This is a genomic window from Paraburkholderia sp. J11-2, assembly GCF_905220185.1.
GTDB lineage: Bacteria > Pseudomonadota > Gammaproteobacteria > Burkholderiales > Burkholderiaceae > Paraburkholderia.
In genome coordinates this window covers 190,312-216,251 of sequence record NZ_CAJMYY010000011.1, presented here as the reverse complement: position 1 = coordinate 216,251, position 25,940 = coordinate 190,312, and the positions used below count along the sequence as shown (strand labels likewise).

Below are 25,940 nucleotides of genomic sequence, written 5' to 3'. Positions count from 1 at the left end.
CATGCATTTGCCGATTTCGTCACCGTTGAGCGCTGTGTGGATCGCTTTGGCTAGCGGTGCACTGTGCGCGGCCATACTCGCGTTTCTGCTGAAGAGCGGGCTCGCCTGGCGGCTTGCGACGGACATCCCAAATGAGCGCTCGCTTCATTTGCGGCCGACACCGCGCGTCGGAGGCTGGGGCCTTGTGCCGGTCGCGGTATTGGCTATCCTGCTTCTAGCGCCTTCTCTGTGGCTGATCGCACTTGGCGCGGCATTGCTTGCCGCTGTTTCCCAGATCGACGATCGACGCGGACTTCCTGCACGCGTGCGCTTTGCTGCGCATTTCCTGGCCGTTTTGGCACTAATCGTTGTCTATCCGGCTCCGGTTCCGTGGTGGTGCCTGGTAGGCTTGGCGTTTTTGATGCTGTGGCTGGTCAACTTGTACAATTTCATGGACGGTGCCGACGGGCTTGCCGGAGGTATGGCGCTGTTCGGTTTTGGAGCTTATGCCGTCGCAGCGCTCTTCGGCCCCGCGCCGGTGCCGGAACTCGGCTGGGCGTGCGCGGCGGTCGCCGGAGCGGCGGCGGGGTTTCTGCTCTTCAATTTCCATCCGGCAAAGCTATTTTTGGGCGATGGCGGCTCGATTCCGACAGGTTTTCTCGCCGGAGCGCTAGGTTATTGGGGCTGGCGTAGCGGTGGCTGGCCGGTCTGGTTTCCGGCATTGGTGTTTTCGCCGTTCATCGCCGACGCTTCTGTCACGCTGATCCGCCGGCTTTTGCGTGGCGAGAAATTTTGGCAGGCGCATCGTGAGCATTACTATCAGCGCATGGTGCGTCTTGGGGCAGGGCACGCAGTTACGGCTTTGGCGTGGTATCTGGTAATGTTAGCCGGCACGGTACTTGCGGTATGGTCCCTGGATCGCTCCACGACGCTGCAGTGGGGGATTGTCGTGGGTTGGGCCGTCGTGCTTGCTTTGATGGGTACGGCGATTGACGCTCGCTGGCGTGCTTTCCAGTCCCTTGGACGAAAAACAGAGGTTGACGCTGATGCTCCGCAATAAAGCCTCCTGGCTCTCGTTCAGCGCCTTTCTCTTTGATATTGGCGCAGTAGCCGCTGCATGGCTAACAGCTTATTTTTTGCGCTTTAACGCGTCCGTTCCGCCCGAGTTCTGGCACGGAGCAGTGAACACGCTGATCTGGGTGCTGCCTGTCTATGCGGTGATGTTCCGCATCTTCGGCCTGTATCGCGGCATGTGGGTTTTCGCGAGCCTGCCGGATCTCATGCGTATCTCGAAAGCGATCATTTCGGCGGCGTTGATCGTCATGATCGGTTCGGTCATGCTGCAGCCCACGCCGATCATTCCGCGCTCGGTGTTGATCGTTTCACCGCTCCTCGTGTTCTTTGTCATGGGTGGTACCCGAGCGCTCTATCGCGCGACCAAGGAGTTTTATCTCTATGGCGGTCTCGTCGCGCAGGGCAAGCCCGTGATTGTCATTGGCGCGGGCGGCGCGGGTGCGAGTCTCGCGCGCGAGCTATCTCGCTCCCCTGAGTGGCGCCTCGTTGGCCTGCTGGACGACGATGCCGCGAAGCAACGGCGTGAAATCTACGGCTACAAGGTTTTGGGTCCGATCGATGACATAGCGCATTGGGCGCAAGCTTTACGTTGCGAATTCGCCATCATCGCGATTCCGTCGGCTTCGGCCGAAGTGCAGCGGCGTGTCGCCACCCAATGTGTTCGTGCAGGCGTGAAGGCCCTGATGCTGCCGTCGTTGACTGACCTCTTGCCCGGTCAGGGTTTTCTTTCGCAGGTGCGCAACATCGACCTCGAAGATCTGCTCGGTCGCGATGCAGTCAACATCGACACTCCGCATGTCGAGGCGCTGCTGAGCGGCCGGGTGGTCATGGTCACGGGTGCGGGCGGCTCGATCGGCTCCGAATTATGCCGGCAGATTCTGCGTTTCGCGCCTGGGCAACTCGTTGCTCTCGACGTGTCCGAATACGCGATGTACCGGCTCACGGAGGAAATCCGCGAACGCTTTCCCGAACTCTCCGTGGTGCCGATTGTCGGCGACGCAAAGGATGCGCTGTTGCTTGACCAGGTCATGGCACGCTACACGCCTCACATTGTCTTCCACGCTGCAGCGTACAAGCACGTACCGTTGATGGAGGAGCTCAATGCATGGCAGGCGATACGCAACAACGTGCTGGGCACATACCGCGTGGCGCGTGCGGCAATCAAGCACCAGGTGAGACATTTTGTCCTCATTTCGACCGATAAGGCAGTCAACCCGACCAACGTCATGGGCGCGAGTAAGCGCCTCGCGGAAATGGCCTGCCAGGCGCTGCAGCAGGCCAGCGAGCGCACGCAGTTCGAAACCGTGCGTTTTGGCAACGTGCTCGGCAGCGCCGGGAGCGTGATTCCGAAGTTCCAGGAGCAGATCTCGAAGGGCGGCCCAGTGACGGTCACGCATCCGGAAATTACGCGCTTCTTTATGACGATTCCTGAGGCTTCACAACTCGTGCTGCAGGCGTCGAGCATGGGGCGTGGGGGCGAAATCTTTATTCTCGACATGGGTAAGCCGGTCAAGATCGTCGATCTTGCGCGCGACCTGATTCGCCTGTATGGCTTCACCGAAGACCAGATTCGCATCGCTTTCACAGGGTTGCGACCGGGTGAGAAGCTCTACGAAGAACTGCTCGCCGACGACGAGACGACGACGCGCACTCCACATCCGAAACTGCGCATCGCGCGGGCGAGAGAGGTGCCCGACAACCTGCTCGACGAACTACTGCCCTGGCTGATGCAGCATCGTGTGCCGGGCGACGACGAGGTGCGACGGGATCTGCGTCGATGGGTTCCAGAATATCAACCGGCCACCGCGCCGACGCTGCAGAGCATAGACGCACCTGCGATTCGCGCAGCGCGATAAAGTTTGGCAATGCAAGGCGGCGTCGGCCGCCTTACGTTGAATGCAAAAAGCGCCTGCGTACCGCGCGCAGCGGAGCGGTGACACGCCAGGACGTGGAAGCCAGCACGCTGTTTAGCGTGGACACGGTTTGATCAAAATCACGCTGCTGTGCGGCGATGGCAGCTTCCATCGCGTGACAGTTTTGCTCGAGTGCTTCGATGCGCGCGTGTGCGGTTTGCCTTTCTTGTTCGAGTTCGTTGATGCGTGCATGCGCCGCTTGGCGTTCGTGCTCGCTGGATTTGACGCGCATGTGTTCCGCGTGCAGCCCTTGTTCGAGCACCGAGATGCGTGAAGCAGCTTCCGCTATGCTCCGCTCAAGGTCGGCGCCTCGCATCTCTTGGGCCCCTAAGGCACCTTCGACGTTGTCAATGCGCTGTTGTGCCTCGCGCAGCCCCTTTTCTAACTCCCAATTTTGCGCGAGCAGCGGCGCGGTGTCAGTGAGGAACGCTTCTGCCTGACTCAACTCTTCGTGGAGGTGGTGCCCGAGCTCTGGCGACGGCTCGCCTTCGAAGCTCTCAAGCGCGCTGAACAACGACTTCAGCACTTTAGGCACGTTGGCAATGTGCTCGAGGTCCGCTGCGTTGAAGCGCGTGTGCCGCAAGCCATCTTCTAGAAAATCGCGTTCGAAGGTTTCGCCTTTGGCAGGGTCTAGTGGCAGGCCGAGTTCCACAGAGAGGCGCTTCAGCGCGCCGCGCGGCGTCTCCATCATTGTGTCGTAGTTGACGAGCACCCGCGGCCGCCCAGACGTGTAACGCAGCGCCGCTACAACATGTGCTAGCCAAAGCAAATAAGATTGTTCGGCCGGAAGCGAGTCGCGTGCCGCAAGCGAGCGCGCGACGCTGATCGGATGTCGGAACGCCACGACATAAAGCACACGGGCGTCCAACTGGTCGAACACAGGTTGCCAGAATGGTAGCAGGCGGCAGATGCGCGGGTCTTTTAGCGCGAAAATACCGGTCGAGCATTTTGCACGTAGCAGTGCCAGCGCGCGCGACTTGAATTCGTCGAGGCGCGCAGCCTCGAGGCGGCCGAAGTCAGCGGCGGGCAATGTGAACCAGTCGACGCCTGCCGCTTTCATCAATTCGATGTCGAGACTCGCGACATCCATATCTTCGAAGAAGCCCTTGGGGTTGTTGCCGGCCGCAGGCGGCATGAGATTGGCGCCAAAGCTCGCACCTAGTGTCTCCAAGGCTCGTGTCGCGACGCTGGTGCCGCTTCGGTGCATGCCAAGAACGACGATTAATGTTGGGCGTCGAGGCGAGTGTTGTGAGGAGATGTTATCCATTAAGGCTATTTGTGTTCAATACGGTGCGTGCGCACCAGATAGTCGACAATCTCATCGACGCATTGATTGATTCCCACGCCCTGAGTGCGAACGACCACGTCGGGGGTGAGCGGCGGCTCGTAGGGGGCACTAATGCCCGTGAAATGCTGAATATCGCCGCGGCGGGCGCGTTTATAGAGACCTTTGGGATCACGCATTTCGCAGACTTCCAATGGCGTGTCCACGAAAACCTCGACAAAGGATGAGTCACCTGTGATTTGTCGTGCTCGTTCGCGATGTTCGGCGGCCGGAGAGATGGTCGCTGTTACAGTGACGAAGCCCGCTTGGCAAAAAAGCGAGGCAACGTGCGCAACACGCCGCAGATTTTCCGTTCGATCGGCTTCGCTGAAGCCGAGGTCGGAGTTCAGTCCGGCTCGCAACACGTCACCATCGAGCAAGAGTGATTGCAAGCCAATTCTTTGTATGCGTGCGACCAGAGCGTGCGCGATCGTTGACTTGCCCGCACCGGACACGCCGGTGAGCCAAATGACGATGCCACCCGATTTTTTTTGTTCCACTGCCTATTGCCCCACGAGACGTAATTTCGATGCGTCCAAAGGGCTATTTTAGCCGTGATGCAGCTCCTGTTATATTAACGTAATAAAGTGCAACAATATTAACCTTTCATTTCGTTACACGATGCGTCGACGGCGTTGCGCAAAGGTCCCTCAACCCTTTACTCGAACCCTCGCACCGCGCTGATTCCTTTCTTGCCACCCAACACGTCCTTTGTTCGTTACCCTAGGATATGCGTAGTACTCAGCGATGCGCGGCGCTGGCGGGCCACGATCTCATACGGAGCGATAGCCACGAAGCCAGTTTGAACGCCACACCTTTCACGCGCGTTTGTCGCGCGCGGTGCCTGGATTCCGGACAACGACCGCGCTGTGGGCAGCGAGCGTCTTGAGGAGAATCTTTGCCGGATTGACCATGTGAATGTCATGCCGCAAACTACAGTATCGTGCTGTAGGGATAAATTTATTGTCAAGATCTTTGCATCTGGATTAATTGCTTTTTTTTTATGAATTCAGGCGCTCGTTGATGAGGTTTTATTTTCAGAATAGCTTATGAGCCAACTTCCATCTGATTTCTTTCCAGAAGAATATTTACGCCTTAATCCTGACGTACGTGCGGCTGGTGTCGATGCCGCTACGCACTATATTCAATATGGCATCAAGGAGGGCAGGCAGTATAGAGCTCCGCGATATGAAAGGCAGGAGCCTCTACCAGGTGAAGCAGGATTTAGACCCCTGCCACTCATCGTCATCTCATACAATAGAGGAGAGATGCTAAGGCGCGTCATCGCCTCATACAGGCAACAAACGGTCCCCTTGGAAATCGTTGTGCATGACAACGGCAGTGATGACGTGGGGACGCTTGAAATTCTCGATGAATTGGAGGGGAGTGGGATACAGGTCTTCCGGCGCGCACGTATTTCTAATGCAGATGAGCTGAATCTCGTTAACGAAACGGTTTCTTCTATTTTTGCGCGTCGAGAACCGAGCGCGTACATTGTGAGCGACGGCGATGTGGATCTCGACCGCGCAGAATCGGGTGCTATTGCAATTTATCTCGCAATGCTAAATATGTTCAAGGACATTGAATGTGTTGGGCCAATGCTGAGAATCGACGATATTCGGAAAAATTATCCCCTTTTTGGGCGCGTGATGAATTTGCACATACGCCAGTTTTGGCATAAATATCCGGAATTTGCGCAGGTTCTCGATCGCGATGTCGCATATATTCGTGCATCAATCGATACGACGTTCGCAGTACACCGTTCGACTCAGCCATTTCGCAGGCTTAAATCGGGAATCCGAGTCTATGCACCGTTCGACGCTAAGCACCTTGACTGGTATCCGGACGAGCAATCCTGCACTGGACGCGGCGTGGTCGGCGACTACGGACGTACATCGTCCGCGGAGATATCGCATTGGTCAAACGGACAGTATATTAAAGAATTTTCCCAAGAGCCACTTGCGTACGAAATCTTTAAGGTTGTAGAGAAAACGCCATTCGGCACTTTGGAAGTGAAGACTCGTCAGATTCGAGACAATCCAAAATGAATTAGATTAAGACCACCAGCGCTAGCAAGCCGACGAAGCGAAGGCAGATTTTGGCGGCGGCAAGCGTCGAGAGCACCGAGTGGACATCGAGCAGATATTGAGGCACATGCGTCACTTGGCGAAGCGACGCAAATCAGGCGTACGTGTGCGCCGGAACTCGTCAAAGATGCTTCCGACGCTCCACGCTGTCGACAAGTTTGCTCGCGATGTCGAATATTGCGCCCCGCCAAACCGTCTGCGCAGCCTCTCGTCCAGACACGACACTGCGGGAATTGTAATCAGTGGCCGTCTGAAGACGATCGAAACATACTCGCTTGCTCCGTGTTCATGGCTGCGCTAATTGGGGGCAAATCTTGGTCGTCGGATCGATCACAATCCGACGGGCCATCTGGCCGGCGATAGCATTAAATGGCTCTAGATCATTGGATTGCTAATTATCTGATCATTATCGAGAATTCCAGCCACGAGAAAATACGTGGCACGTCGGTATGCTATTTGCCGGGCAGGTTGCTGAGGAGGGTCTCGAACAGGCAGGCTGTGGCGGTCGACCGAAATCGGGTAGTGCGGTCAAGCACTGCGATCAATAGTGAAATCGCCCAACGCTGCCCGAACTCTGCCGCCTCGCTCAGCCTTACTCGAACCCGCACGGATTCTTTTCCTGCCAACGCCAATGATCGACGCACATGCGCTCAATCCCAAATTCCGCCTTCCAACTGATGAGCTTTTCTGCCATCCCCGGATTTGCGTAGCATTCTGCGATGTCACCAGGCCGGCGCGCCACGATCTCATATGGCACCGACCGCCCCGAGGCGCGCTCAAACGCCTTGATGACTTCGAGAACGCTATATCCGCGCCCGGTGCCAAGATTCACCACAAAGCCCTCGCTGCGTACCGCGAGCGCGTCGAGCGCCTTGAGGTGGCCCTTTGCCAGATCGACCACGTGAATGTAGTCGCGCACGCCCGTGCCGTCCGGCGTCGGATAGTCGCTGCCGAATACGCGTAACTTCTCAAGCTTGCCCACGGCAACTTGCGCGACATACGGCATGAGGTTGTTCGGAATGCCTGCCGGATCTTCGCCGATCAGCCCGCTTTCATGCGCGCCCACCGGATTGAAATAGCGCAGCACGGCAATTCGCCATGAAGGATCCGAGATCTCGACATCGCGCAGAATTTGCTCCGCGATGAGTTTCGACTGACCATACGGATTCGTCGCGGAAAGCGAAAACGATTCGTCGATAGGCGAGCGCTCGGGCACGCCGTACACCGTTGCCGATGAACTGAACACGAACTGCTTGACGCCGTGCTGGCGCATCACATCGAGCACCACGAGCAGCCCGTCAACGTTGTTGCGGTAATACTCGATGGGCTTCGCCACCGACTCGCCCACGGCCTTGAGCGCCGCGAAATGGATCACGCCGGAGATGCGGTGCGCTTCGAAAACCCGCGAAATGGCGGCCGCGTCACGCACGTCGGCCTCATAGAACGCGACCGGTTTGCCAGTGATCTGCTCGACGCGCTTGAGCGATTCGCTGCGGCTGTTCACGAGATTGTCGACGGCGACCACGTCATAGCCGTCATTGAGCAGTTCGACACAGGTGTGCGAGCCGATGTAGCCCGCACCGCCGGTGACGAGGATGGTGCCCTTTGAATTCGTCGCAGTCATGCCGTGTTCATTCCCGAGAAATCAAGTTTCGATCAAAACGTCGACCCGGCAATTTCCCGGATCAGTTCCCGGTAGCGTTGTACCACAACGCGCTCGTCGAATTCTTTCTCGATTTTTTTTCGGCCACGCGTGGCCATGGCGGCGCGCTCGGCGTCACCCAGGTCGAGCATGCGCCCAAGTGCCTGCTCGAGCGAGTCCGCGTCGCGCGCCTTGCACAGCAGACCGTTCACGCCATCGGCAACGACTTCGCGGCAGCCGGGCACGTCGGTAGCCACGATCGGCCGCCCCATTGCGCTCGCCTCCATCAGCGTGCGCGGCACGCCTTCGCGATACGACGGTAGAACGACGCAATCGGCATCGGCGATATAGGGGCGCACGTCCGCTGTCTCTCCCAGGTATTCGATTACGCCCTCGCGCTCCCATGTGGCCACTTCTTCACGAGAGATGGCGCTCGGGTTGTCCACGCCGACCGGGCCGAGCAGCTGAAAGCGCGCATGGGGATAGCGTGCGCGCAGTGTGCGGGCGGCCTCGACATATTCGCCTACGCCTTTGTCCCAAAGCAGCCGGCCAATCAAAACAAACGCAAATTCCGCGCGTGCCGGTAGCGGCGTGAAGGGGAAGTCCTCAAGGTCCACGCCTTCACCGTGGAGCAGTCGGGCACGCTCGGGATGCGCGAGGAGGTTGCCGTCCCTGAAGGCGGCCTCATCGTCGCGATTGAGAAACCAGACTTCGCGCGGAAATCGGAACGCAAAGCGGTAAAGCCGTTTGGCGACCTCAGCGGCGCGGCTCTTCTGAATGAAGACGTAACCAAGGCCAGTCGTGACCGCCACGGATGGCACGCGCGCAAGCCACGCGGCGACCGAGCCGTAGATGTTGGGCTTGATCGTGTAGTGGAACACGACGTCGGGCTTGAGCGCGCGGTAGTGCTTGAAGAGTGCGAGAAGCGTGCGGAGGTCGTCGAGCGGGTTCGTGCTTTTCGAGGCCACCGGCAGTTCGATGCAGTGACAGCCCATTTGTTCGAGCGGCTCAAAGGTGCGATCGCGCGGCGCGATCACGCTGACTCGCGCGCCGCTTTGCGTCATCGCGCGCAGGAAACCGCGACGGTAGGTGTAGATCGCCCAGGCGGTATTGCAGACGAGGGTGATGTGAAGGGGCTTCGTGCGCCGGGCGGAGTAAGCCGCCGCCGCGGCGGTTTCATTCGTTCTCACGTGGATAGCTGATAGTGCTGATCTGGTTGCGGTGGGCGAACCCCCAAAAGGCTGAAGTTTACCGGGGAAAGGCAGGACATGGCATGTTTCGCCCGCAGGTAGGCCCGGCTGGCGATGTGCGAGGGCGCAAATTGACAGCGCGGACCCACGCGAGCTTTTCTCCCACAGGGGAGCTAACGGATGGTTAGAGCACAGCAAGAATCCAGATGTTCGTCGCAGATCCGCGCGGCCCGATTGGCTGCGAGGAAGGCAGTCTTCGAAACGCGATAGCATTCGACACTGTCTAGCCGGGGGTGTCAGAATCGCGGCTAAGATGAAGCTGGAGTGCGGCGAGCCGGCATGCACTTGCATCGCACACGAGCCGACGACTGTTTGAGGACGGCGACGCGTCTGCAATCGAATTGCTGTGTGTCGATTCATGTTCCGATGTCCTTGGAGACACACGCATGGCTACACGGAATGTTAACCCAACCTAAAGTAATTCCGTTTTTGGCCGTGAACGAGAAGTAGAAGAGCAAACGTTTGCGTGATGGCCGCTTGGGCGTGTTGTGTGCCAATTCAATGTCGACCCCGGTTTGTCAGGCTGGCGACCGGCCTACTGCGATTCAATGTGCATCGGAGACTCACTCGGTGGTCTCCCCTGCATTGTTGGCGTGAATCCGGCTCTCAGGGAGATTCTCAAAGCTCAGTCAAGCCTTAAACGCACCAACCGCTTGTGAAGCGTCAGCCGGCGGCTCGAGGATCACCCGCGTCGCTCAACGACCGTCTGACATTGAAAGGCGGCCAGGCAGTGAAATTCATAAGCAATGCGTATAAATGTAGAGCATAGTGTCGCGAGTACCCGCAACGACTTGACTACGACCGAAGTATCCGCTTGGCGTTGTTGACTCTGAGGGGCAATGGATGAGAACAAAAAATAGCCGACTGACGTTCGCGGACCGCAACCAGGTGCCGTCAGCAATGGACCGGCGCGAGTTCATGCGTTTAGGCGCGTGCGCGGCCGTATCGATGCTGGCCGGGTGCGGCGGTGGCAATTCGGGATCGCAAGCCGCAACAACGCCCGATCAGTCGAGCACGTTACCAGCTGGTGCTCCGATGGCGCTGAGCGTGCAACAACCCATGCCCAACACGGCGACGCTCGATGCGAGCTTTGCGAGCTTGAGCTATGAGAAAAGCCACATCAATACGCCTCCGGGCGTGTACTTCGGTCCACGCAACGCGAATCTGATTGGATTGCTCAATGCACTTGGCGCAGGCATGCTGCGCATCGGTGGCAACGCCGTAGAGCGTAATACGTGGACACCAGAGGGACCAGGGCAGACCAAAGGCCAGGTCTCTCGCATCGATGTCGCGAACTTCGCGGACTTCATCAAACAGTGCCCCAAGTGGAAAGTGATATACGGCATTAATTTTGCCGGCGCTCGCGGCTCGACGAGTTCGCCGGCGCTCGCGGCCGATGAAGCCGCGTACGTTGCGCAGCAACTCGGCAGTCAACTGTTTGCCTTCGAGATAGGCAACGAGCCCGATCAATACGGCGACAGCAGGACGCCGAATCTCAGCGGGATAACCTACGACATCTTTCTTAACGGGGGCGCCGTCGCGCAGGGCACGATTTCGGGCTGGAACCAGTTTGCGCAGGCCATCGCGAACGCGGTCAATGGAGCCGTATTCAGCGGGCCTGCCGCTTCGAGCGACACGTCCGGCTGGGCCGAATCGTTCGCTGCGAGCGAGACCGGGAAGATCGCGCTGCTGACTGAGCATTACTACATCAGCAACTTCAGCAGCGCGGCGCCGACGATTGCCGGCATGCTCAATTACCCTGATACGAGTCTCGTAGCCGAGCTGCAGAAAATGCAATCTGCCGCGCAGCAGGCCGGCGTTCCGTTTCGCATCGACGAGGCTAATTCGTACTTCAGCAGTACCCAACTCGCGGGCGTGAGCAATGTGTTTGCAAGTGCGCTGTGGGCTATCGATTTCATTTTCACGCATGCACAGTACGGTGCAAGCGGCTTGAATTTTCACAACAACGGATCAATCGACAGCTATGCCGTGATAGGCGATGCGCAGGGCGCCGTCACGGCAGTGCAGCCTCTTTACTATGCGCTGATGTTCTTCTCGCAAATATTCGCGGACGGTGCGAGCGGACAGCTTTTGACGACGACGCTCAGTGCGAGTGATGTAGCGGTAAGCGCATTCGCGGTTGCGACGGGCAGCGGCGCCACCTATGTCGTCGTCAACAACAAGGATACGGACAATGGAGCGAACGTGACGATCTCGCTTGGCGTGTCCGCATCGCAGGCTACCATAATGACGCTGCTTTCGTCGGGGGCGAGCAGTGCCGATCAATTGGCCAATCCTGGTATCTATAACAGCGGAACAGGAATCACGTTCGGCGGCCAGGCCGTGGCGTTGGATGGCGCATGGCATGGAATACCGCAGCAAACACTCGATATGACGGATCAGCGTGTGACTGTGCACGTGGCGCCGGTCAGTGCGGCATTGATCCGCGTTCGGTAGCATGGTGCGCGACACGTCAAACGTGCCCTCCGCGGTTTCCGTCGTGTCGGCAAACCCAAAGCGCCCAGGCTGCAGTCGCGCCCTAATTCTGCGTGTGCGTGCGAGCGCATCGTGATTTGTCGGCCACTGACTCGTTCCTCGGATTTGGTGCGCCTTTCAACTGGAGCCGTGCGTCAAACGCGCGGACCAGCGGTGAACCATCGCAGCACCTGCGGGTTCATGACAGAAGGAGGATTGTCCCTATGAATATGCTGTTGGACTGGTTCGCGGCGGCAAGGTGGCGCATGTCGCTGTCTCACTGCCTTGAAGGATTGCTCATCCAGGTGCCGGTCGGCCTGCTGTTCAACTTTCGAATTGGAGTGCTTGCGGTGATCGTCTGGTATTGGTCGCGCAAGAAACTTGAGTGTGAGCTCGAAACCCTCGATGTTGAAGAGTCGCTCGCTTTCGAGTCGCACGCGTATACCTGGGCGATCGGTTGGTTCCCGTGGCGTTGGGATCCGTACAAAGTGCTGGATCTCGTGTTGCCGACGCTGTCCGCGATGTTGATCGCCATGGCCATGCATGGCTACATAGGGCCGCTATCGGCGTTCTAAACAGGGGTGCGGCTGCGAGTATCGAGCGGCATCTGTGGCAAGCGCTGTTTTCCGGGTGTTGTGAAGGGAACGCGCGCTCTTCGGCCATCACGCGCTTTTTTTTTGCTCACAAGGCCACGCGAGCCCCTGCACGCGCTGAGGTGGTGGTCCTAGCCATGAGTGGCGCGCAAACCAAAAACTACGGCGCCCAATCCTAAACGCGAAACTTAGGATTGTCGTATCGTGACCGACTTCGCGCTTAACGAGCGCAAGCAATGCGATTCTGCGGAAGAGTACTTGTTGCCGCAGCAAGCCGCGCGGCGACGCGTGTGGGGTGGCGATCGCTGCCGGGCCAACGAGGACATTCGTGAATGAACCGCCGAAGTTTCGGTGCCAGCGGCAAGCGGGCGTAGCAAACATCATTTGTCACCGCCGCATCGACCCCGCTTGTGAACAAAGCTGACGGGTACCACTTTGGTATGCGCCTGAGCTTTTCCCCCTGGCGCTGCTGTGCTGCCGGGGTGCGATCCTGGCCGATTTAAGGCGAGTGCCGCAGGCGCAACAGCCGACGCGCCTAAATGAGGTGAGATTTGTGCGCAGGTCGAAGGACTCGATGGCGCAGCTAATAGAGTGGACCGAGCCTTAATCGGAACGCAATCGCGTGTTAATGGTTGTCGCGAATTAGCGGCTGATTTGTGTCGTTTGCCGAAAGTAAAACGTTTGCGGCGATAATTTGATTAGACAAAATGCTTGCGCGATTTTAAGAGCGTTTTCGCAGCTTTGAGTTGAGCGCACCACTCGCAGCCTTCAAAAAGCCTTCATTCGCGAAGGCTGTAAGGTCACAGACGGCGTTCGATATCGACCCAATCCGCATAAATCTTCGCGTCGGCTGGCCTGGTCCGGAAGTGGATCCGACCCCATACACGATGCAGCCGTGAAATGGCGTGTAATACATGGTAACTGTCCGCTGTTGCGAAGCTGCCACTGTCTTACCGAAGTAATGAAGTTTGTAATGGCATGAAAGAAATGTCTTACGGTATGATTGCGCCCACTCGCAGCGAGCTTACCGTTTCCTCTCGCTGCAAGCTTCAGTTCCTACGGCCTAAGTTGTAGGCATTGCATGGATCGTTTCCAAATTTGATTGGCGACCTAACGCGCATTGGTTTTGCGCGCGTGGATTTCGTGTCTTCAATGCTTTAAGAAACGCGAAAAATGTTAGCGGTAGCAGTTGGCGCTCTTTTGTCTAGGGATTTTCAATAGCAGTCGGTGGATGTTATTCCGCTTGCGGCTGCTAAAAAAGAGAAGCAAAAAACTCCATTCATAGGCCTTGGCAAAGCGATATTGCCTGCAATCGGGGAGGTAGGGTGAGTGCAAGTGGGCAGCGCGTAATCGTTATCACTGGCGCCAGCGCCGGTCTTGGGCGAGCGTTGGCCTTGTGCTATGCCGTGCCTGGTATCACGCTGGGACTGGTCGGAAGAAACGTCGAGCGCCTTGAAGCCGTTGCATCGGAGTGCCGCACACGTGGCGCCGAAGTCGTGGCTGGCTGCATGGACGTCCGCGACGCAGCGGCGGTTCAGTCGTGGATTCAGGATTTCGACGCGCGACACCCGATCGACTTGCTGATCGCCAACGCTGGCGTCGCCAGCACCCTCCGCTCATCTGACGACTGGGAAGGCGTTGGACGCACTGCCGAAGTCGTGGATATCAATCTCTACGGTGCCTTGCATACGGTACTGCCCGCTATCGAACGCATGCGTACGCGTCGCCGTGGCCAGATCGCGATCGTCAGTTCGCTCGCCGGGTTGAGGGGGATGGCGATCTCGCCAGCTTATTGCGTGAGCAAGGCGGCGCTCGTGGCCTACTGTGACTCGGTGCGGCCGGTCCTTGCGCGCGACCATATCGGTATTTCGGTCGTGATGCCGGGTTTCGTGCGAACGGCGATGAGCGACGTCTTCCCTGGCAACAAGCCCTTCATGTGGAGCGCCGAGAAGGCCGCCCTGTTCATCAGGAAGCGCCTCGCGCGGCGTCAGGTTGAAATTGCGTTCCCCTTCAGTTTGACGCTTGGGCTCAAGTTATTGCGTCTGCTGCCAGCCGCTATCGCCGACACAATCCTCGGTTTCCTGTTTCAAGTCCCTCGCCGGAATATGTGAAGTGCTGCTCGGTTTCGCAACCGCGGCCGGCATGGTCGCATGCTCCTTCGTCGTTGAAGCGATCGCTGTCACCCGATCGTCGCTCCGTCGTCCGTCCGATGCGCTAGCGCTGCATCTGGCGTCGCTCGCTGTCGTGGCGGCGGCCTGCCTCGCGTTCACGGGACGGCCGTTGTTCTCAGCGGGCGTCACGCTCGTGCTGATGACCTTGCTCGCTGTCGTCGGCAACGCCAAGCATGCATCGCTGCGCGAGCCGCTAGTTTTTAGCGACTTGAGCCTTTTCAGTCAGGCGGTCTCGCATCCGCGTCTGTATTTGCCGTTTCTCGGTATTGGCAAACTCATCGTCGTGCTCCTCGGCGTTGCAACTGCAGCGGCGGCGTACATTGCCGAGAGCCCTGTGGCAATTGCGCAGCGAGGCGTCGGGGCGATCATTGCGTTGCTGGCTTTGCCCGTGTGTTGCGCGCTCTCTCACCGACTGCCGCTCACACTGCACCCGTTCTCGGATCAACGCCGATTCGGCTTTTTCGCCGCATTCATCGCTTATTTGATCATTGGGTTAAGCAGCGCGCAGCGGCTCGCATTCGCTCGCGCCATGCGCGCAAGTCCATTTGCCGCGGGCCGCCCAAACGTCCGTCCCGATGTCATCGTCATTCAGAGCGAGTCGTATTTCGACGCTCGTCGTCTGGGCGAATTCGTGTCTCGCGCGCCCTACGTGCATTTCGATCGCGCAAAGCGTGAGGCCTTCGAGCAAGGCGAATTGATGGTGCCGGCGTGGGGCGCGAATACGATGCGCAGCGAATTCGCGATGCTCACCGGCTTGACGCCGTCCGAACTCGGCTACGCGCGCTTTTATCCATATATGTTCGTGCGCCAGGCGTGCGCGTCGCTGGCGGGCTATTTCGGCCGCGGTGGGTATCGCACGGTGGCCGTGCATCCCTATCACGCGAGTTTTTTTGGCCGTCGCCGGGCATTCCAGCATATGCATTTCGACCGCTTCCTCGACATTGAGCATTTCGAAGATGCGCCTCGCGAGGGGCCGTACGTTGGGGATCTCGCGGTGGCGGACAAGATCATCGACGTCCTGCAGGAACGTGATGGAAGGCCGGCGTTCGTCTTTGCGATCACGATGGAAAACCACGGCCCGTTGCACCTGGAAACGGTTTCCCAAGGGGAGTCGCAATCACGGCACACGCTGGGAGACGACGCCCGCTGGCGCGACCTGACCGCTTACCTCCGGCATATGGAAAACGCGGACGCGATGATCGGCCGGCTGACCGGTTATCTGCGCGGGAGCAGCCGCCCGGCGGTCGTGTGTTTTTATGGCGACCACGTTCCGGCGATGGGTTCCGTATTCGATGCGCTCGCAACGGAACCGACCCACAGTGACTACTTTATTTGGCGTAACTTCGGGAACGATCTCGGCCAGCGGCGAGACGCGAGCGTCGAGACTCTCGGCTCCACGATACAACGCGCGATGATCCACGCGAATAGCGTCGACACCGATGCACAGAACGATTTGCAGCAGATGCCGGCATGAAGATGGAAAGGAAAATCGCAATTGTCGGGATGGCATGTCGCTTTCCCGGCGGAGTTCAAGGGCCCGACGACTTCTGGCAACTGCTTTGTGACGAGCGCGACGCTGTGACGGCCGTGCCGTCTGAGCGTTTCGGCACGGCGTTCTACCAGCATCCGTCCAAAAAGGAGCCAGGCAAAAGCTACACGTTCTCGGCGGGCGTTCTTGACGACGTGGCCGGTTTCGATGCGGCGTTCTTCGGCATCTCGCCGCGCGAGGCGACCCAGATGGATCCGCAGCAGCGCCTGCTGCTCGAACTCGCGTGGGAAGCGTTCGAGGACGCCGGCGTGCGTCCGGCCGCGATGCGCGGGCGCGATTGTGGGGTCTACGTTGGCGTCGCGAGCATGGACTACGGCAACCGCAGCATGGACGACCTGAACTGGATCGATCCGTACTCGGCCACCGGCAACACGCTCAGCATCGCTTCCAATCGCGTTTCCTATCTGTTCGACCTGCGCGGTCCGAGCATGTCGGTCGATACGGCGTGCTCCTCTTCGATCGTCGCGCTGCATCAGGCGGTACAGGCACTGCAGTCGGGCGAGACCGAGATGGCGCTTGCAGGCGGCGTCAACCTGCTGCTGCATCCGTTCACTTTCGTGAGTTTTGCTAAGGCGTCGATGTTGTCGCCGCGTGGCCGCTGCCGCGCGTTCGACGCGACCGGCGACGGCTACGTGCGCTCCGAAGGCGGCGCGTTCGTGCTGCTCAAGCCGCTCGATCGCGCGCTCGCGGACGGTGACACGATTCACGCCGTCATCGCCGGCTCGGGCGTGAACTCCGACGGTCATTCGCACGGCGGCATCAGCGTGCCGACGACGGCGATGCAAGCCGAGTTGCTGCGCACGGTATATCGCCGCGCGGGCGTCGATCCGCGTTCGCTTGCCTATCTGGAGGCGCACGGCACGGGAACCGCGGTTGGCGACCCGATCGAGGCGCGCGCGCTGATCGAAGCCGTCGCAGGCGGCCGCCCCGCCGACGATCCGCTGCTGATCGGCTCGGTCAAGACGAACATCGGTCACCTCGAAACCGCCTCGGGTATGGCCGGCCTCTTCAAGGCGATTCTTTGCCTGAAGCACGGCGCGGTGCCGCGCTCGCTTCATTTCGAAACACCGAACCCCGCCATCGATTTCGAAGGTGGCCGCCTGCGCGTCGTAGATCGCTTCACGCCGCTTGCACGCCGAGATGGCGCACCGCTGACGGTCGGCGTCAATTCATTCGGATTCGGTGGCACCAACGCGCACGTTGTGCTCGCGGAAGCGTCGCACGCGGTTGCTCCTTCGGCGCCCGCAGCGCCGTTCAAGGCCGACGCAGCATTGCCGCCGCTCGTACTCACGGCGCGCTCGCCGGCCGCGCTTACCGCGCTGGCCGCTCGCTATCTTGCGCGTCTCGACGAGGGCGTCGAATGGGGCACGCTTGCGGCTAGCGCCGCACGCCGTCGTCAATGGCTCGAAAAGCGCGTGGTGATCGCGCCGCCTGATTCGCACGCAGGCCGCGCCGCGCTCGAACTGCTCGCCCAATCGTCCGAAGAGGCGCTGCCCGCATACGTCGCGCGTGGCGAGGCCGTCGAGTCGGACGCCCAGGTGGCGTTCGTCTACGCGGGCAACGGCTGCCAATGGGCCGGCATGGGCAAGCAGCTTTACGCCGAAGACAAGGTATTCCGAGCCGCGCTTGACGAAGTCGATGCGCTCTGGTGCGCCGACGGCAATGACTCGCTCGTCGCCGTGCTGCGTGCGGGCGCGAGCGCCGAGTGGCTCGCCGCCACGGAGAACGCGCAACCGTTGCTGTTTGCGATCCAGGTCGGCATCACGCGCGCGCTCGAAGCGCGCGGTATCGGCTTCGACGCGGCGGTTGGACACAGCGTCGGCGAAATCGCGGCCGCGTGGGCATCGGGTGCGCTGACACTCGCCGAGGCCGTGCGCGTGATCCGCGTTCGCAGTGCGGCGCAAGGTCTCACGCGCGGCACCGGCAAGATGGCCGCAGCCGGCATTTGCGAATCGGAAGCGCGAGAGTTGATCGCGCGCCTGGGGCTCGTGGCGGCGGTCGAAGTGGCCGGCACCAACAGCCCCGAAGCGGTCACGCTTGCCGGTTCCCCCGAAGGGCTCGAGGCGATTGGCGCCTCGCTCGCGGCGAACGGTAGCTTCTTTCAGATCCTCGATCTCGATTACGCGTTCCACAGCAACTGTATGGACGCAATCGAGCCGGTCGTACGCGTCGGTCTCGCCGACCTTATGCCGCGCGGAGGCGCGAAGCGCTACGTTTCGACCGTCACCGGCAGCACGCTTTCCGGAACCGCACTCGATGCAGGCTACTGGTGGCGCAATATCCGCGAGCCGGTGCGTTTTCATGAAGCGGTCGCGGCACTCGTTGACGCTGGTGTGCGTGTGTTCATCGAAATCGCGCCGCACTCGATCCTGCGCCACTATGTCAAACAGACACTCGCGAGTCTGAAGCTCGCGGGCGCCGTCGTGCCCACGCTCAAGCGTCATCACGACAGCGCGGAGATGCTCGAACATTCGATGCTCTCGGCGGTCGCAAACGGCGCCACCGTCGATCTCGACCGATTCGTGCCGCTTGCGCCGCAGGTGTCAAGCACGGTTCTGCCGACCTATCCCTGGCAGCGCGAGCGCCACTGGCAGAAGGCGACCGTCGAGGGCTACAACCTCGTGAACCGTCGCGTCGATCACCCGCTGCTTGGCTACCGTCTGCATGAGCACGCATTCGCGTGGGAAAACCAGCTGGATCCGCAGCGTTTGCCGATGCTGGCCGATCACGTCGTCGATGGCGGCGTCGCGTTCCCAGGCGCGGGCTGCGTCGAGATGGCGCTGGCTGCGGCGCGCGTGTTTTTCCGCACATCGGGCGTCGCGCTGGAGAACGTCGAGATCCGCATGCCGGTCGTGTTCCAGGCGCAGCACGCGAAGCTGTTCCGCTTCGTGATCGACGCGCGCACCGCGTCGTTTACGATCGAAACGCGCGACCGCATGAGCGACGGTCCGTGGAACCTCAACGTGACGGGCCGCCTGCTCGAAAGTGGCAGCACGCTCGACGCGCTAACCGTGGCCGACGAGTCATTGCTGGCGCGCCTCGAAGCGAGTGCTGCGATGCGTGGCGATGCGCTCTACGCTAGTGCCGCCGCGATCGGCTTGAGCTACGGCCCGGCGTTCCGCTGGGTGCGCACGGTTCAGGTCCAAGGCGACGACGCGCTCGCCGACTTCGAAGCGCCCCAGGCGCTTGGAGGCTCGCAGGCGCTGGCCGGCTGGCTGCTACATCCCGCGCTGATGGATAGCGGCTTTCATCCTCTCTTCGCGATTCTCGGCCAGACGGGTGCCGCGCCCAGCGAGGCGCGCGCGGCTTTCGTGCCGGTGCAGATCGGCCGCGTCGATTTCCTGAGCGGCGACTCGGTGCGCCGCGTGCTCGCGCGCGTGCAGCGCCGCAGTCCGCATTCGCTCGTCGCATCGTTTGAATTCCTCGACGCCAACAATGCGATCGTCGCGCGTCTTTCAGCATGCCGCTTCCGCCGCGTTGACTTGACGAGCCGCCGCCACGCCGCGCCGGCGCGCTTCGCTTACGCGCTCGAGGCCCGGCCGTTGGCCGGCAAATTCACGGCCGTTGCACTGCCCGCGCCGGCTGCGCTCGTCGAGCGTGCGAGCACGCGCCTCGCGTCACAGGAAGACGGCGCGCAACGCACGCGCCATCTGACCGAAACGCTGCCGCTGCTCGACGTGCTGGCGGGCTTGCACGCGCTGAACGCACTCGATGCACTCAACGTGTTCGCGCAGCCAACGCTGCCGCCCCTGACGAATGTTGCAAACGCGGTGCTGCTCGAACGCCTCGCGCAGTTCGTTGTGGAGGACGGTCTTGCCCGTTTCGAGGGTGAACGTCTCGTGCGTGACGATGCGGCTTGCGCGGCGATGCCCGCGCACGATGCACTGTGGCAGGACATTTTGGCGGTGTCGCCAGGCCACGTCGCCGAATTGACACTGCTCGCGCACGTCGGTGCGGCGCTCCCGCGCGTACTGCGCGAAGCGGCAACCGGCGAGGCCGCTCCCGCGCTGCTCTCGCCGACGGGGCGCAGCCTCGTGGAGCAGTTCTTCGACGCCTCGCCCACGTGGGCGCATGCGCGCGCGATGCTCGCCGCCTGCGTGAAGGAAGCGCTTGCGGCGTGGCCGCGGGCGCGTCGCCTGCGAGTCCTGGAGATTGGCGCGACGAGCGGCGAAGTGCTGCAGCCGCTCGACATCGGCGTGTCAGCCTCGCAGTGCGAGCACGTGCTAGCGGGCACGCACCAGCAGCTCGCCGCGCTCGACGCGGAAGCGCACGCTCACGTGCAGACGCTTCTGCTCGGCGAAAACGAGCCGCTTTTCACGCATTGCCGTGACGCCGCGCCGTTCGACCTGATCGTCGTCAACCGCATGATCGGCGAGCAAGCCGATCCGCTCGCCGCACTGAAGGCAATCGCCGAACGGCTCGCGCCGGGTGGTCTCGTCGTGCTCGCCGATGGGCACCGCAGCCGGTTTGCCGACATTGTCTTCGGTGTGGTGGGTCACGAGGTTGCCGCACAGGCTTATGGTGCGCTCGCGCCGGCCGCACTCCAGTCGCTTTGCGAACGCGCTGGCCTGCAGGACGTCGTGCGCCACGCGGAGCAGGATCTTGATCTTGAAGGTGCGCCGACGCTGATCGTCGCGCGTAAGCCTTCCGCCGCCGCGCAGACGCAGACCAATGCGGCCCACGGGCAGCCCTGGCTGATCGTGCAGGACGGTAACGATCCATTCGGTGCGGCACTCGCGCAAGAACTTGCACGTCTGGGCTCTCAGGTCGAATCGGTGCCCGCGCGTGAGGCGGCCACATGGCTCGAACGCAAGAATACGCAAGCGCAGATCGTGTTCGTCGCGCCGCTTGCGCCACTCGCTGATGCCAGTGGCGCCGAAGTCATGCGCGCGCAACAGGATGGTGCGCTTGCGCTCGCGTCGCTCGTGCGCGAAATCGATGCCGCACACGCGGTCTCACAAGCGCGCCTGTGCGTGGTGACGCGCGGCGGTGCGCCGTTCGGTCTTGGAGCAGGCGCTGCGGCACAGCCCGAGCAGGCGACGCTCTGGGGCCTTGGCCGCGTGATGGCGAACGAGTATCCGGCGCTTGCACTGCGCCTGATCGACGTCGCATCGGCGAACGGCGAGGCCGTCACGCAACTGGCGTACGCGCTCACACACGACGACGGCGAGGAAGAAGTGCTGCTGGCGGCACAAAGTCGCTACGTGCCGCGTATGCTGCCGGCGCAGGCGGCCGAACGCCAGACGTGGCGCGACGAATCCGCGCTCGAATCACAGGCCGCAACCGCGCCGGCCGTGCTGGCGTTCGACATGCCTGGCTCGCTGCGCAACCTCGAATGGTTCGCGTTGCCGGCGCGCGAGCTGAATCCCGGCGAAGTCGAGATCGCGCCAATGGCGACCGGTCTGAACTTCCGCGACGTCATGTATTCGATGGGCCTCCTTTCCGACGAAGCGGTCGAGACCGGCTTCGCGGGCGCAACGATCGGCATGGAGTTGGCCGGTCGCATCGTGCGCGTTGGCGCGGGCGTTGAAGGTCTGGCGCCCGGCGATGCAGTGCTCGGCTTCGCACCGGCTTCGTTCGCGACGCGCGTGGTCACGCGTGCGAGCGCAATCGCACGCAAGCCCGAGGCACTCTCTTTCGAAGAAGCCGCCACGATTCCCACCACGTTCTTCACGGCGTACTACGCGCTGTGCGAACTCGCGCGGTTGCGCCGCGGCGAGCGTGTGCTCGTGCACGGCGGCGCCGGCGGCGTTGGCATCGCGGCGATCCAGATCGCTCGTCATCTCGGTGCGGAAGTGTTCGCCACGGCGGGCGGCGCGGAGAAGCGCGAGTTCGTGCGCCTGCTCGGCGCCGACCGCGTGTTCGACTCGCGCAGTCTCGCATTCGCCGACGACGTGCGCGCCTGTACGAACGGCGAGGGCGTCGATATCGTGCTGAACTCGCTCGCGGGCGAAGCGATGGTGCGCGGCATCGACACGCTGCGTCCATTCGGCCGCTTCCTCGAACTCGGCAAGCGCGACTTCTACGAGAACAGCCAGATCGGCCTGCGGCCGTTCCGCAACAACATCAGCTATTTCGGCATCGATGCCGACCAGCTCATGGGCGTGCTGCCCGAGCTGACCACGCGCCTCTTCGAGGAAGTGATGTCGCTCTTCGCGAGCGGCGTGCTGCATCCGTTACCGTATCGCGCGTTCCCGGCCGCGCGCGCGGAAGAGGCGTTCCGGTACATGCAGCAGGCGCGCCAGATCGGCAAGGTGCTCGTGACCTATCCGTCAGGCACGCCGGCGCCCACGCGCGGCGTCGTGCAGCCTGCGCTGAGTCTTGATCCGCATGCGGCGTATCTGATCGTCGGTGGCACGGGCGGTCTTGGGTACGCGAGTGCGCGCTGGATGATCGCGCGCGGCGCGCGTCACCTCACGCTCGCAAGCCGCGGCGGCAAGCTCGACGCGGCGAAGCAGCAGGAACTCGAACGCTGGCGCGCCGAACACGGCGTCACCGTGACGGTGGTGACGTGCGACGTGACTGACGCAGCGGCGCTCGACCGTCTCGTTGATACCATCGAGGCGCGCGGCACGCCGCTCAAAGGCGTGTTGCACTCGGCAATGCGCATCGACGACGGTCTGCTGCGCAACATCGACGACGCTCGCATGGCTGCCGTACTAGAACCGAAGGTTGCGGGCGCATGGAATCTGCACCGCGCGACACTGCGATGCACGCTCGACTTTTTCGTGCTGTATTCGTCAGCCACGACCTATCTCGGCAATCCGGGCCAGGGCGCGTACGTCGCGGCCAACGCATTTCTCGAAGCACTTGTTGCACATCGCCGCGCCGTTGGCCTGCCCGCCGCCTTCATGGCGTGGGGGCCAATCGAGGACGTTGGATTTCTCGCGCGCAATAGTGTGACGCGCGAGGCGCTGCAGGCGCGCATCGGCGGCGCGTCGATCACCTCCGACGAGGCGATGACGGCGCTCGAGCGCGCGCTCGTGAACGGCGCGGCCGGCGAGGCCGTCGTGCGTCTGGACTGGGCGGCGATCGCGCGCAGCATGCCCGCCGCACAGGCGCGCCGCTACATGGCGCTGCAAGACGGCGGCGCGACGGAGACCGCGAGCGAGGATGGCGCGCTGCTCGAACAACTGCGCGTGCTGCCGAAGGTCGAAGCGGTTGCGTTGGTCGAGACCGCGTTGCGGGCGCAGATCGCGCGCATTCTGCATATGTCGCCAGAAAGCATCGCGCTCGACCGTTCGGTGCTCGACCTCGGCATGGACTCTCTGATGGGCATGGAACTCGGCATGGCTGTCGAAGAGTCGTTCGGCGTGAAGCTGTCGATCATGGCGATCGCCGAAGGCGCGACCGTGCATACGCTCGCGCTGCGTATCGTCGACATGCTCGATGAAGACGGCGAGGGCGTAGACGGAACGCCACGCGCGGCAGACGGTGCGAACGAGGAAGTCGCGGCGCTGGCTGCGCGTCACGCGCTCGACGAGAACGAGGCACGCGCGTTTGTCGAGCGCAACAAAAACAACGAACAGGATCAACAGGGAGACGAGGCATGTCTGTCGACGCCGGCATTTGCGGAGTGAAGCTGCCCGCGGGCTGGCAGGCGAGCGAAGGCACGCTGGCTCGGCCGCTCGAACTGTCGGGCCACGGTCTGCATACCGGGCGGCGCGTGAACGTGCGCATTCTGCCTGCCGAGGCGGTTGCGCCTGTGGGCGAGCGGCACGGTATCGTGTTTCGCCGTATGCGCGAAGGGCGGGAACTCGGCACGGTGGCTGCGAATCCGGCGCTACGCCAGGGCCAGCCTCTCTGCACGATGCTGCGCGCGAACGATGGACTCGGCGTGCGCACAGTCGAGCATCTGCTCGCGTCGCTGCTCGCCTGCGAGATCGATCACGCGATCGTCGAACTCGACGCTGAAGAGGTGCCGATTCTCGATGGCAGCGCGCAGCCCTGGATTGACGCTATTAAGGCGTGCGGGCGCGCCGCGCTCCCGCAGCCGAAGCGCTTCTTGCGCGTGCTCAAGGCCGTGAGTGTTGTCGACGGCGAGGGCGCCGCACGTCGCGAGATGCGCGTCGAGCCGGCCGATGACTACGCGTTCAGCGTGCACAACAACGACCTCAAAGGTTTCGGCGACATGGAGTGGCACGGCCGCATGACGCCGCGCGCTTTTTCTGAGGAAATTGCTTCGTCGCGATCGTATGGACAGGTCAAGTGGGCCGTGCCCGCCATCGTCGTGGGTTATCTGCGCGGCTGGCCCATTCTGCGCGGCGCACGGATGTCATGCACGGCGGCGATCGTCGGCAAGCGCGTGGTGGGCGGATTGCGTCAGCCAGACGAGTTCGTGCGCCATCGCGTGCTCGATCTGGTCGGTGATCTCGCGCTCGCGGGGGCGCCGCTGCTTGGCCACGTCACCGCGCGGCGGCCGACGCACGAAATGAACTACCGGCTGCTCGCCGCGCTGCTGGGCACGCCCGGCGCGTATGAGTGGGTCGAAGCGCACGCGTAAGGCGCTCGCGCTGAACAGACAAGATAGATCGGATTACATGGGACTCGGGGAAACACTCCGCCAACAGCTGGCGGCAAAAGCGCTGAAGCGCCAACTGGAGCGCGCGACCGATGCGGTCACGACGCCCGGCGTGCCAGATGCGAAGGCGGTACGGGCCGCACAGACGCTGTCGTCGCGCAGCCGCTTCGAAGCAATGCCGCAATTCCAGCAGGTCAAGCTGATGCGCGAGATGGGCGAGACGCTGCGCGTCGAGTCGCCCTTCTTTCGCGTGCACGACGGCATTGCGGGCGCGACGACGCAGATCGGCGGCCGAGAGTATGTGAATTTTGCGAACTACAGCTACCTCGGGCTGGCGGGCGACCCCGCGATTGCCGCGCGCGCCAAGGCGGCTATCGACCGGTATGGCACGTCGGCTTCGGCGAGCCGCATCGTTGCGGGTGAGCGGCCTGTGCATCGCGAACTCGAAAGGGCGCTTGCATCGTTCTACGAAACGGATGATTGCGTCGCGTTCGTGAGCGGCCACGCAACCAACGTAACCGTGATTGGCGCGCTCTTTGGTCCGGGCGATCTGATCGTTCATGACGCGCTCGCGCACAACAGCATCGTGCAGGGCGCGCAGTTGAGCGGCGCGAAGCGACTTGGTTTCGCACACAACGACTGGCAGGCGCTCGATGAATTGCTTGCGCGCGTGCGTGGCGAGTATCGCAACGTGCTGATTGCGATTGAAGGTCTGTACAGCATGGACGGTGATCTTCCCGACCTGCAGCGCTTTTGCGAGGTCAAGGAGCGTCACGGCGCGTTCCTGCTGGTTGACGAAGCGCATTCGCTGGGGGTGCTCGGTGCGACTGGCAGGGGTATTCGCGAACACTGCGGTGTGGCGTCGGATCGTGTCGATCTGTGGATGGGCACGATGAGCAAGACGCTGGCGGGATGTGGTGGTTTCATTGCCGGTTGCCAGCCGCTGGCTGACATGCTGCGCCATCTGGCGCCGGGTTTTCTGTACAGCGTGGGGCTCGCGCCGGCGCTTGCCGAGGCTTCGCTCGCGGCGCTGGAATGTCTGATTGCGCAACCCGAGCGCGTTGCGCAATTGCAGGCGCGTGGGAGTCAGTTTTTGCGTGAGGCACGCGCCGCCGGGCTCGATACCGGTACGAGCGCGGGTTATGCGGTCGTGCCGGTTATTACGGGCAGTTCGCTTAAGGCTGCACAGTGGGCGAATGCGCTGTTCGAGGAAGGCATCAACGTGCAGCCGATTTTTTATCCGGCGGTTGAGGAAAAAGCGGCGCGCTTGCGGTTTTTCATTTGTTCGACGCATGAGCCAGAGCAGATCAGCCGCACGGTTGCGGCGGTGGCAAGGCTTGCGGCTAATTCGTGACCAGATTT

15 protein-coding genes are annotated in these 25,940 nt (G+C 61.6%); 11 read left to right on the top strand and 4 right to left on the bottom strand.

From position 1 onward, the window contains the following. The first annotated feature begins 1 nt into the window (after position 1). Both U5A57_RS17725 and U5A57_RS17720 read left to right on the top strand, forming a co-directional pair. A complete protein-coding gene (locus U5A57_RS17725) occupies positions 2-1,039 on the top strand; it encodes a glycosyltransferase family 4 protein (RefSeq protein ID WP_321913009.1) in 1,038 nt (345 codons plus the stop codon). Further along, positions 1,026-2,909, top strand: a complete 1,884-nt coding sequence (locus U5A57_RS17720; protein ID WP_321912925.1) for a nucleoside-diphosphate sugar epimerase/dehydratase — start codon at positions 1,026-1,028, stop codon at positions 2,907-2,909. Before U5A57_RS17725 ends, U5A57_RS17720 begins: the two co-directional genes overlap by 14 nt. Before the next feature lie 31 nt (positions 2,910-2,940). Here U5A57_RS17720 and U5A57_RS17715 read toward each other — a convergent pair whose 3' ends face one another. Together U5A57_RS17715 and cysC are read right to left on the bottom strand one after the other, a co-directional pair. Continuing rightward, the gene (locus U5A57_RS17715; protein WP_321912923.1) at positions 2,941-4,233 is read right to left on the bottom strand and encodes a hypothetical protein; all 1,293 of its coding nucleotides are present in this window, start codon (positions 4,231-4,233) and stop codon (positions 2,941-2,943) included. Positions 4,234-4,238: 5 nt separating this feature from the next. After that, positions 4,239-4,790: an adenylyl-sulfate kinase gene (gene cysC / locus U5A57_RS17710; protein WP_321912921.1), complete on the bottom strand. Its 552-nt coding sequence runs from the start codon at positions 4,788-4,790 to the stop codon at positions 4,239-4,241. Between the two features lie 549 nt (positions 4,791-5,339). Between cysC and U5A57_RS17705 the strand changes: the two genes are divergently transcribed. After that, positions 5,340-6,338 (top strand): glycosyltransferase, encoded by a 999-nt coding sequence (locus U5A57_RS17705; RefSeq protein ID WP_321912919.1) that lies wholly within the window; start codon positions 5,340-5,342, stop codon positions 6,336-6,338. Between the two features lie 631 nt (positions 6,339-6,969). On the opposite strand, the gene galE is transcribed toward U5A57_RS17705, so the two are convergent. Further along, positions 6,970-8,001: a UDP-glucose 4-epimerase GalE gene (gene galE, locus U5A57_RS17700; RefSeq protein ID WP_321912917.1), complete on the bottom strand. Its 1,032-nt coding sequence runs from the start codon at positions 7,999-8,001 to the stop codon at positions 6,970-6,972. Between the two features lie 32 nt (positions 8,002-8,033). Next, positions 8,034-9,146 carry a glycosyltransferase family 4 protein gene (locus U5A57_RS17695; RefSeq protein ID WP_321913008.1) on the bottom strand — a complete coding sequence of 371 codons (1,113 nt, stop codon included), beginning with the start codon at positions 9,144-9,146 and terminating at the stop codon, positions 8,034-8,036. Positions 9,147-10,169: 1,023 nt separating this feature from the next. Between U5A57_RS17695 and U5A57_RS17690 the strand changes: the two genes are divergently transcribed. From U5A57_RS17690 to U5A57_RS17655, 8 genes are all read left to right on the top strand, one after another. Further along, the gene (locus U5A57_RS17690) at positions 10,170-11,726 is read left to right on the top strand and encodes a glycosyl hydrolase family 79 C-terminal domain-containing protein (protein WP_321912915.1); all 1,557 of its coding nucleotides are present in this window, start codon (positions 10,170-10,172) and stop codon (positions 11,724-11,726) included. A gap of 242 nt (positions 11,727-11,968) precedes the next feature. Beyond that, complete coding sequence (locus U5A57_RS17685) at positions 11,969-12,319, top strand: hypothetical protein (RefSeq protein ID WP_321912913.1); 351 nt, start codon at positions 11,969-11,971, stop codon at positions 12,317-12,319. Between the two features lie 222 nt (positions 12,320-12,541). After that, entirely contained in the window at positions 12,542-12,673 is a 132-nt protein-coding gene (locus U5A57_RS17680) for a hypothetical protein (protein WP_321912911.1), read from the top strand. 989 nt (positions 12,674-13,662) lie between these two features. Continuing rightward, complete coding sequence (locus U5A57_RS17675) at positions 13,663-14,448, top strand: SDR family NAD(P)-dependent oxidoreductase (protein ID WP_321912909.1); 786 nt, start codon at positions 13,663-13,665, stop codon at positions 14,446-14,448. Between the two features lie 31 nt (positions 14,449-14,479). After that, on the top strand, positions 14,480-15,982 hold the full coding sequence (locus tag U5A57_RS17670) for an LTA synthase family protein (protein WP_321913007.1): 1,503 nt from the start codon (positions 14,480-14,482) through the stop codon (positions 15,980-15,982). Positions 15,983-15,984: 2 nt separating this feature from the next. Beyond that, positions 15,985-23,637: an SDR family NAD(P)-dependent oxidoreductase gene (locus tag U5A57_RS17665; protein WP_321913006.1), complete on the top strand. Its 7,653-nt coding sequence runs from the start codon at positions 15,985-15,987 to the stop codon at positions 23,635-23,637. After that, positions 23,634-24,560: a UDP-3-O-acyl N-acetylglycosamine deacetylase gene (locus U5A57_RS17660; RefSeq protein WP_321913005.1), complete on the top strand. Its 927-nt coding sequence runs from the start codon at positions 23,634-23,636 to the stop codon at positions 24,558-24,560. The genes U5A57_RS17665 and U5A57_RS17660 overlap by 4 nt, the downstream gene beginning before the upstream one ends. A 37-nt stretch (positions 24,561-24,597) precedes the next feature. Continuing rightward, entirely contained in the window at positions 24,598-25,932 is a 1,335-nt protein-coding gene (locus tag U5A57_RS17655) for an aminotransferase class I/II-fold pyridoxal phosphate-dependent enzyme (RefSeq protein ID WP_321912907.1), read from the top strand. Positions 25,933-25,940: the final 8 nt, after the last annotated feature.

Coding starts and splice junctions, on each gene's coding strand:
- U5A57_RS17665 (WP_321913006.1), top strand. CDS start 15,985: ATGGAAAGGAAAATCGCAATTGTCGGGATGGCATGTCGCTTTCCCGGC.
- galE (WP_321912917.1), bottom strand. CDS start 8,001: ATGACTGCGACGAATTCAAAGGGCACCATCCTCGTCACCGGCGGTGCG.
- U5A57_RS17690 (WP_321912915.1), top strand. CDS start 10,170: ATGGACCGGCGCGAGTTCATGCGTTTAGGCGCGTGCGCGGCCGTATCG.
- U5A57_RS17685 (WP_321912913.1), top strand. CDS start 11,969: ATGAATATGCTGTTGGACTGGTTCGCGGCGGCAAGGTGGCGCATGTCG.
- U5A57_RS17705 (WP_321912919.1), top strand. CDS start 5,340: ATGAGCCAACTTCCATCTGATTTCTTTCCAGAAGAATATTTACGCCTT.
- U5A57_RS17655 (WP_321912907.1), top strand. CDS start 24,598: ATGGGACTCGGGGAAACACTCCGCCAACAGCTGGCGGCAAAAGCGCTG.
- U5A57_RS17725 (WP_321913009.1), top strand. CDS start 2: ATGCATTTGCCGATTTCGTCACCGTTGAGCGCTGTGTGGATCGCTTTG.
- U5A57_RS17715 (WP_321912923.1), bottom strand. CDS start 4,233: ATGGATAACATCTCCTCACAACACTCGCCTCGACGCCCAACATTAATC.
- U5A57_RS17720 (WP_321912925.1), top strand. CDS start 1,026: ATGCTCCGCAATAAAGCCTCCTGGCTCTCGTTCAGCGCCTTTCTCTTT.
- U5A57_RS17670 (WP_321913007.1), top strand. CDS start 14,480: ATGGTCGCATGCTCCTTCGTCGTTGAAGCGATCGCTGTCACCCGATCG.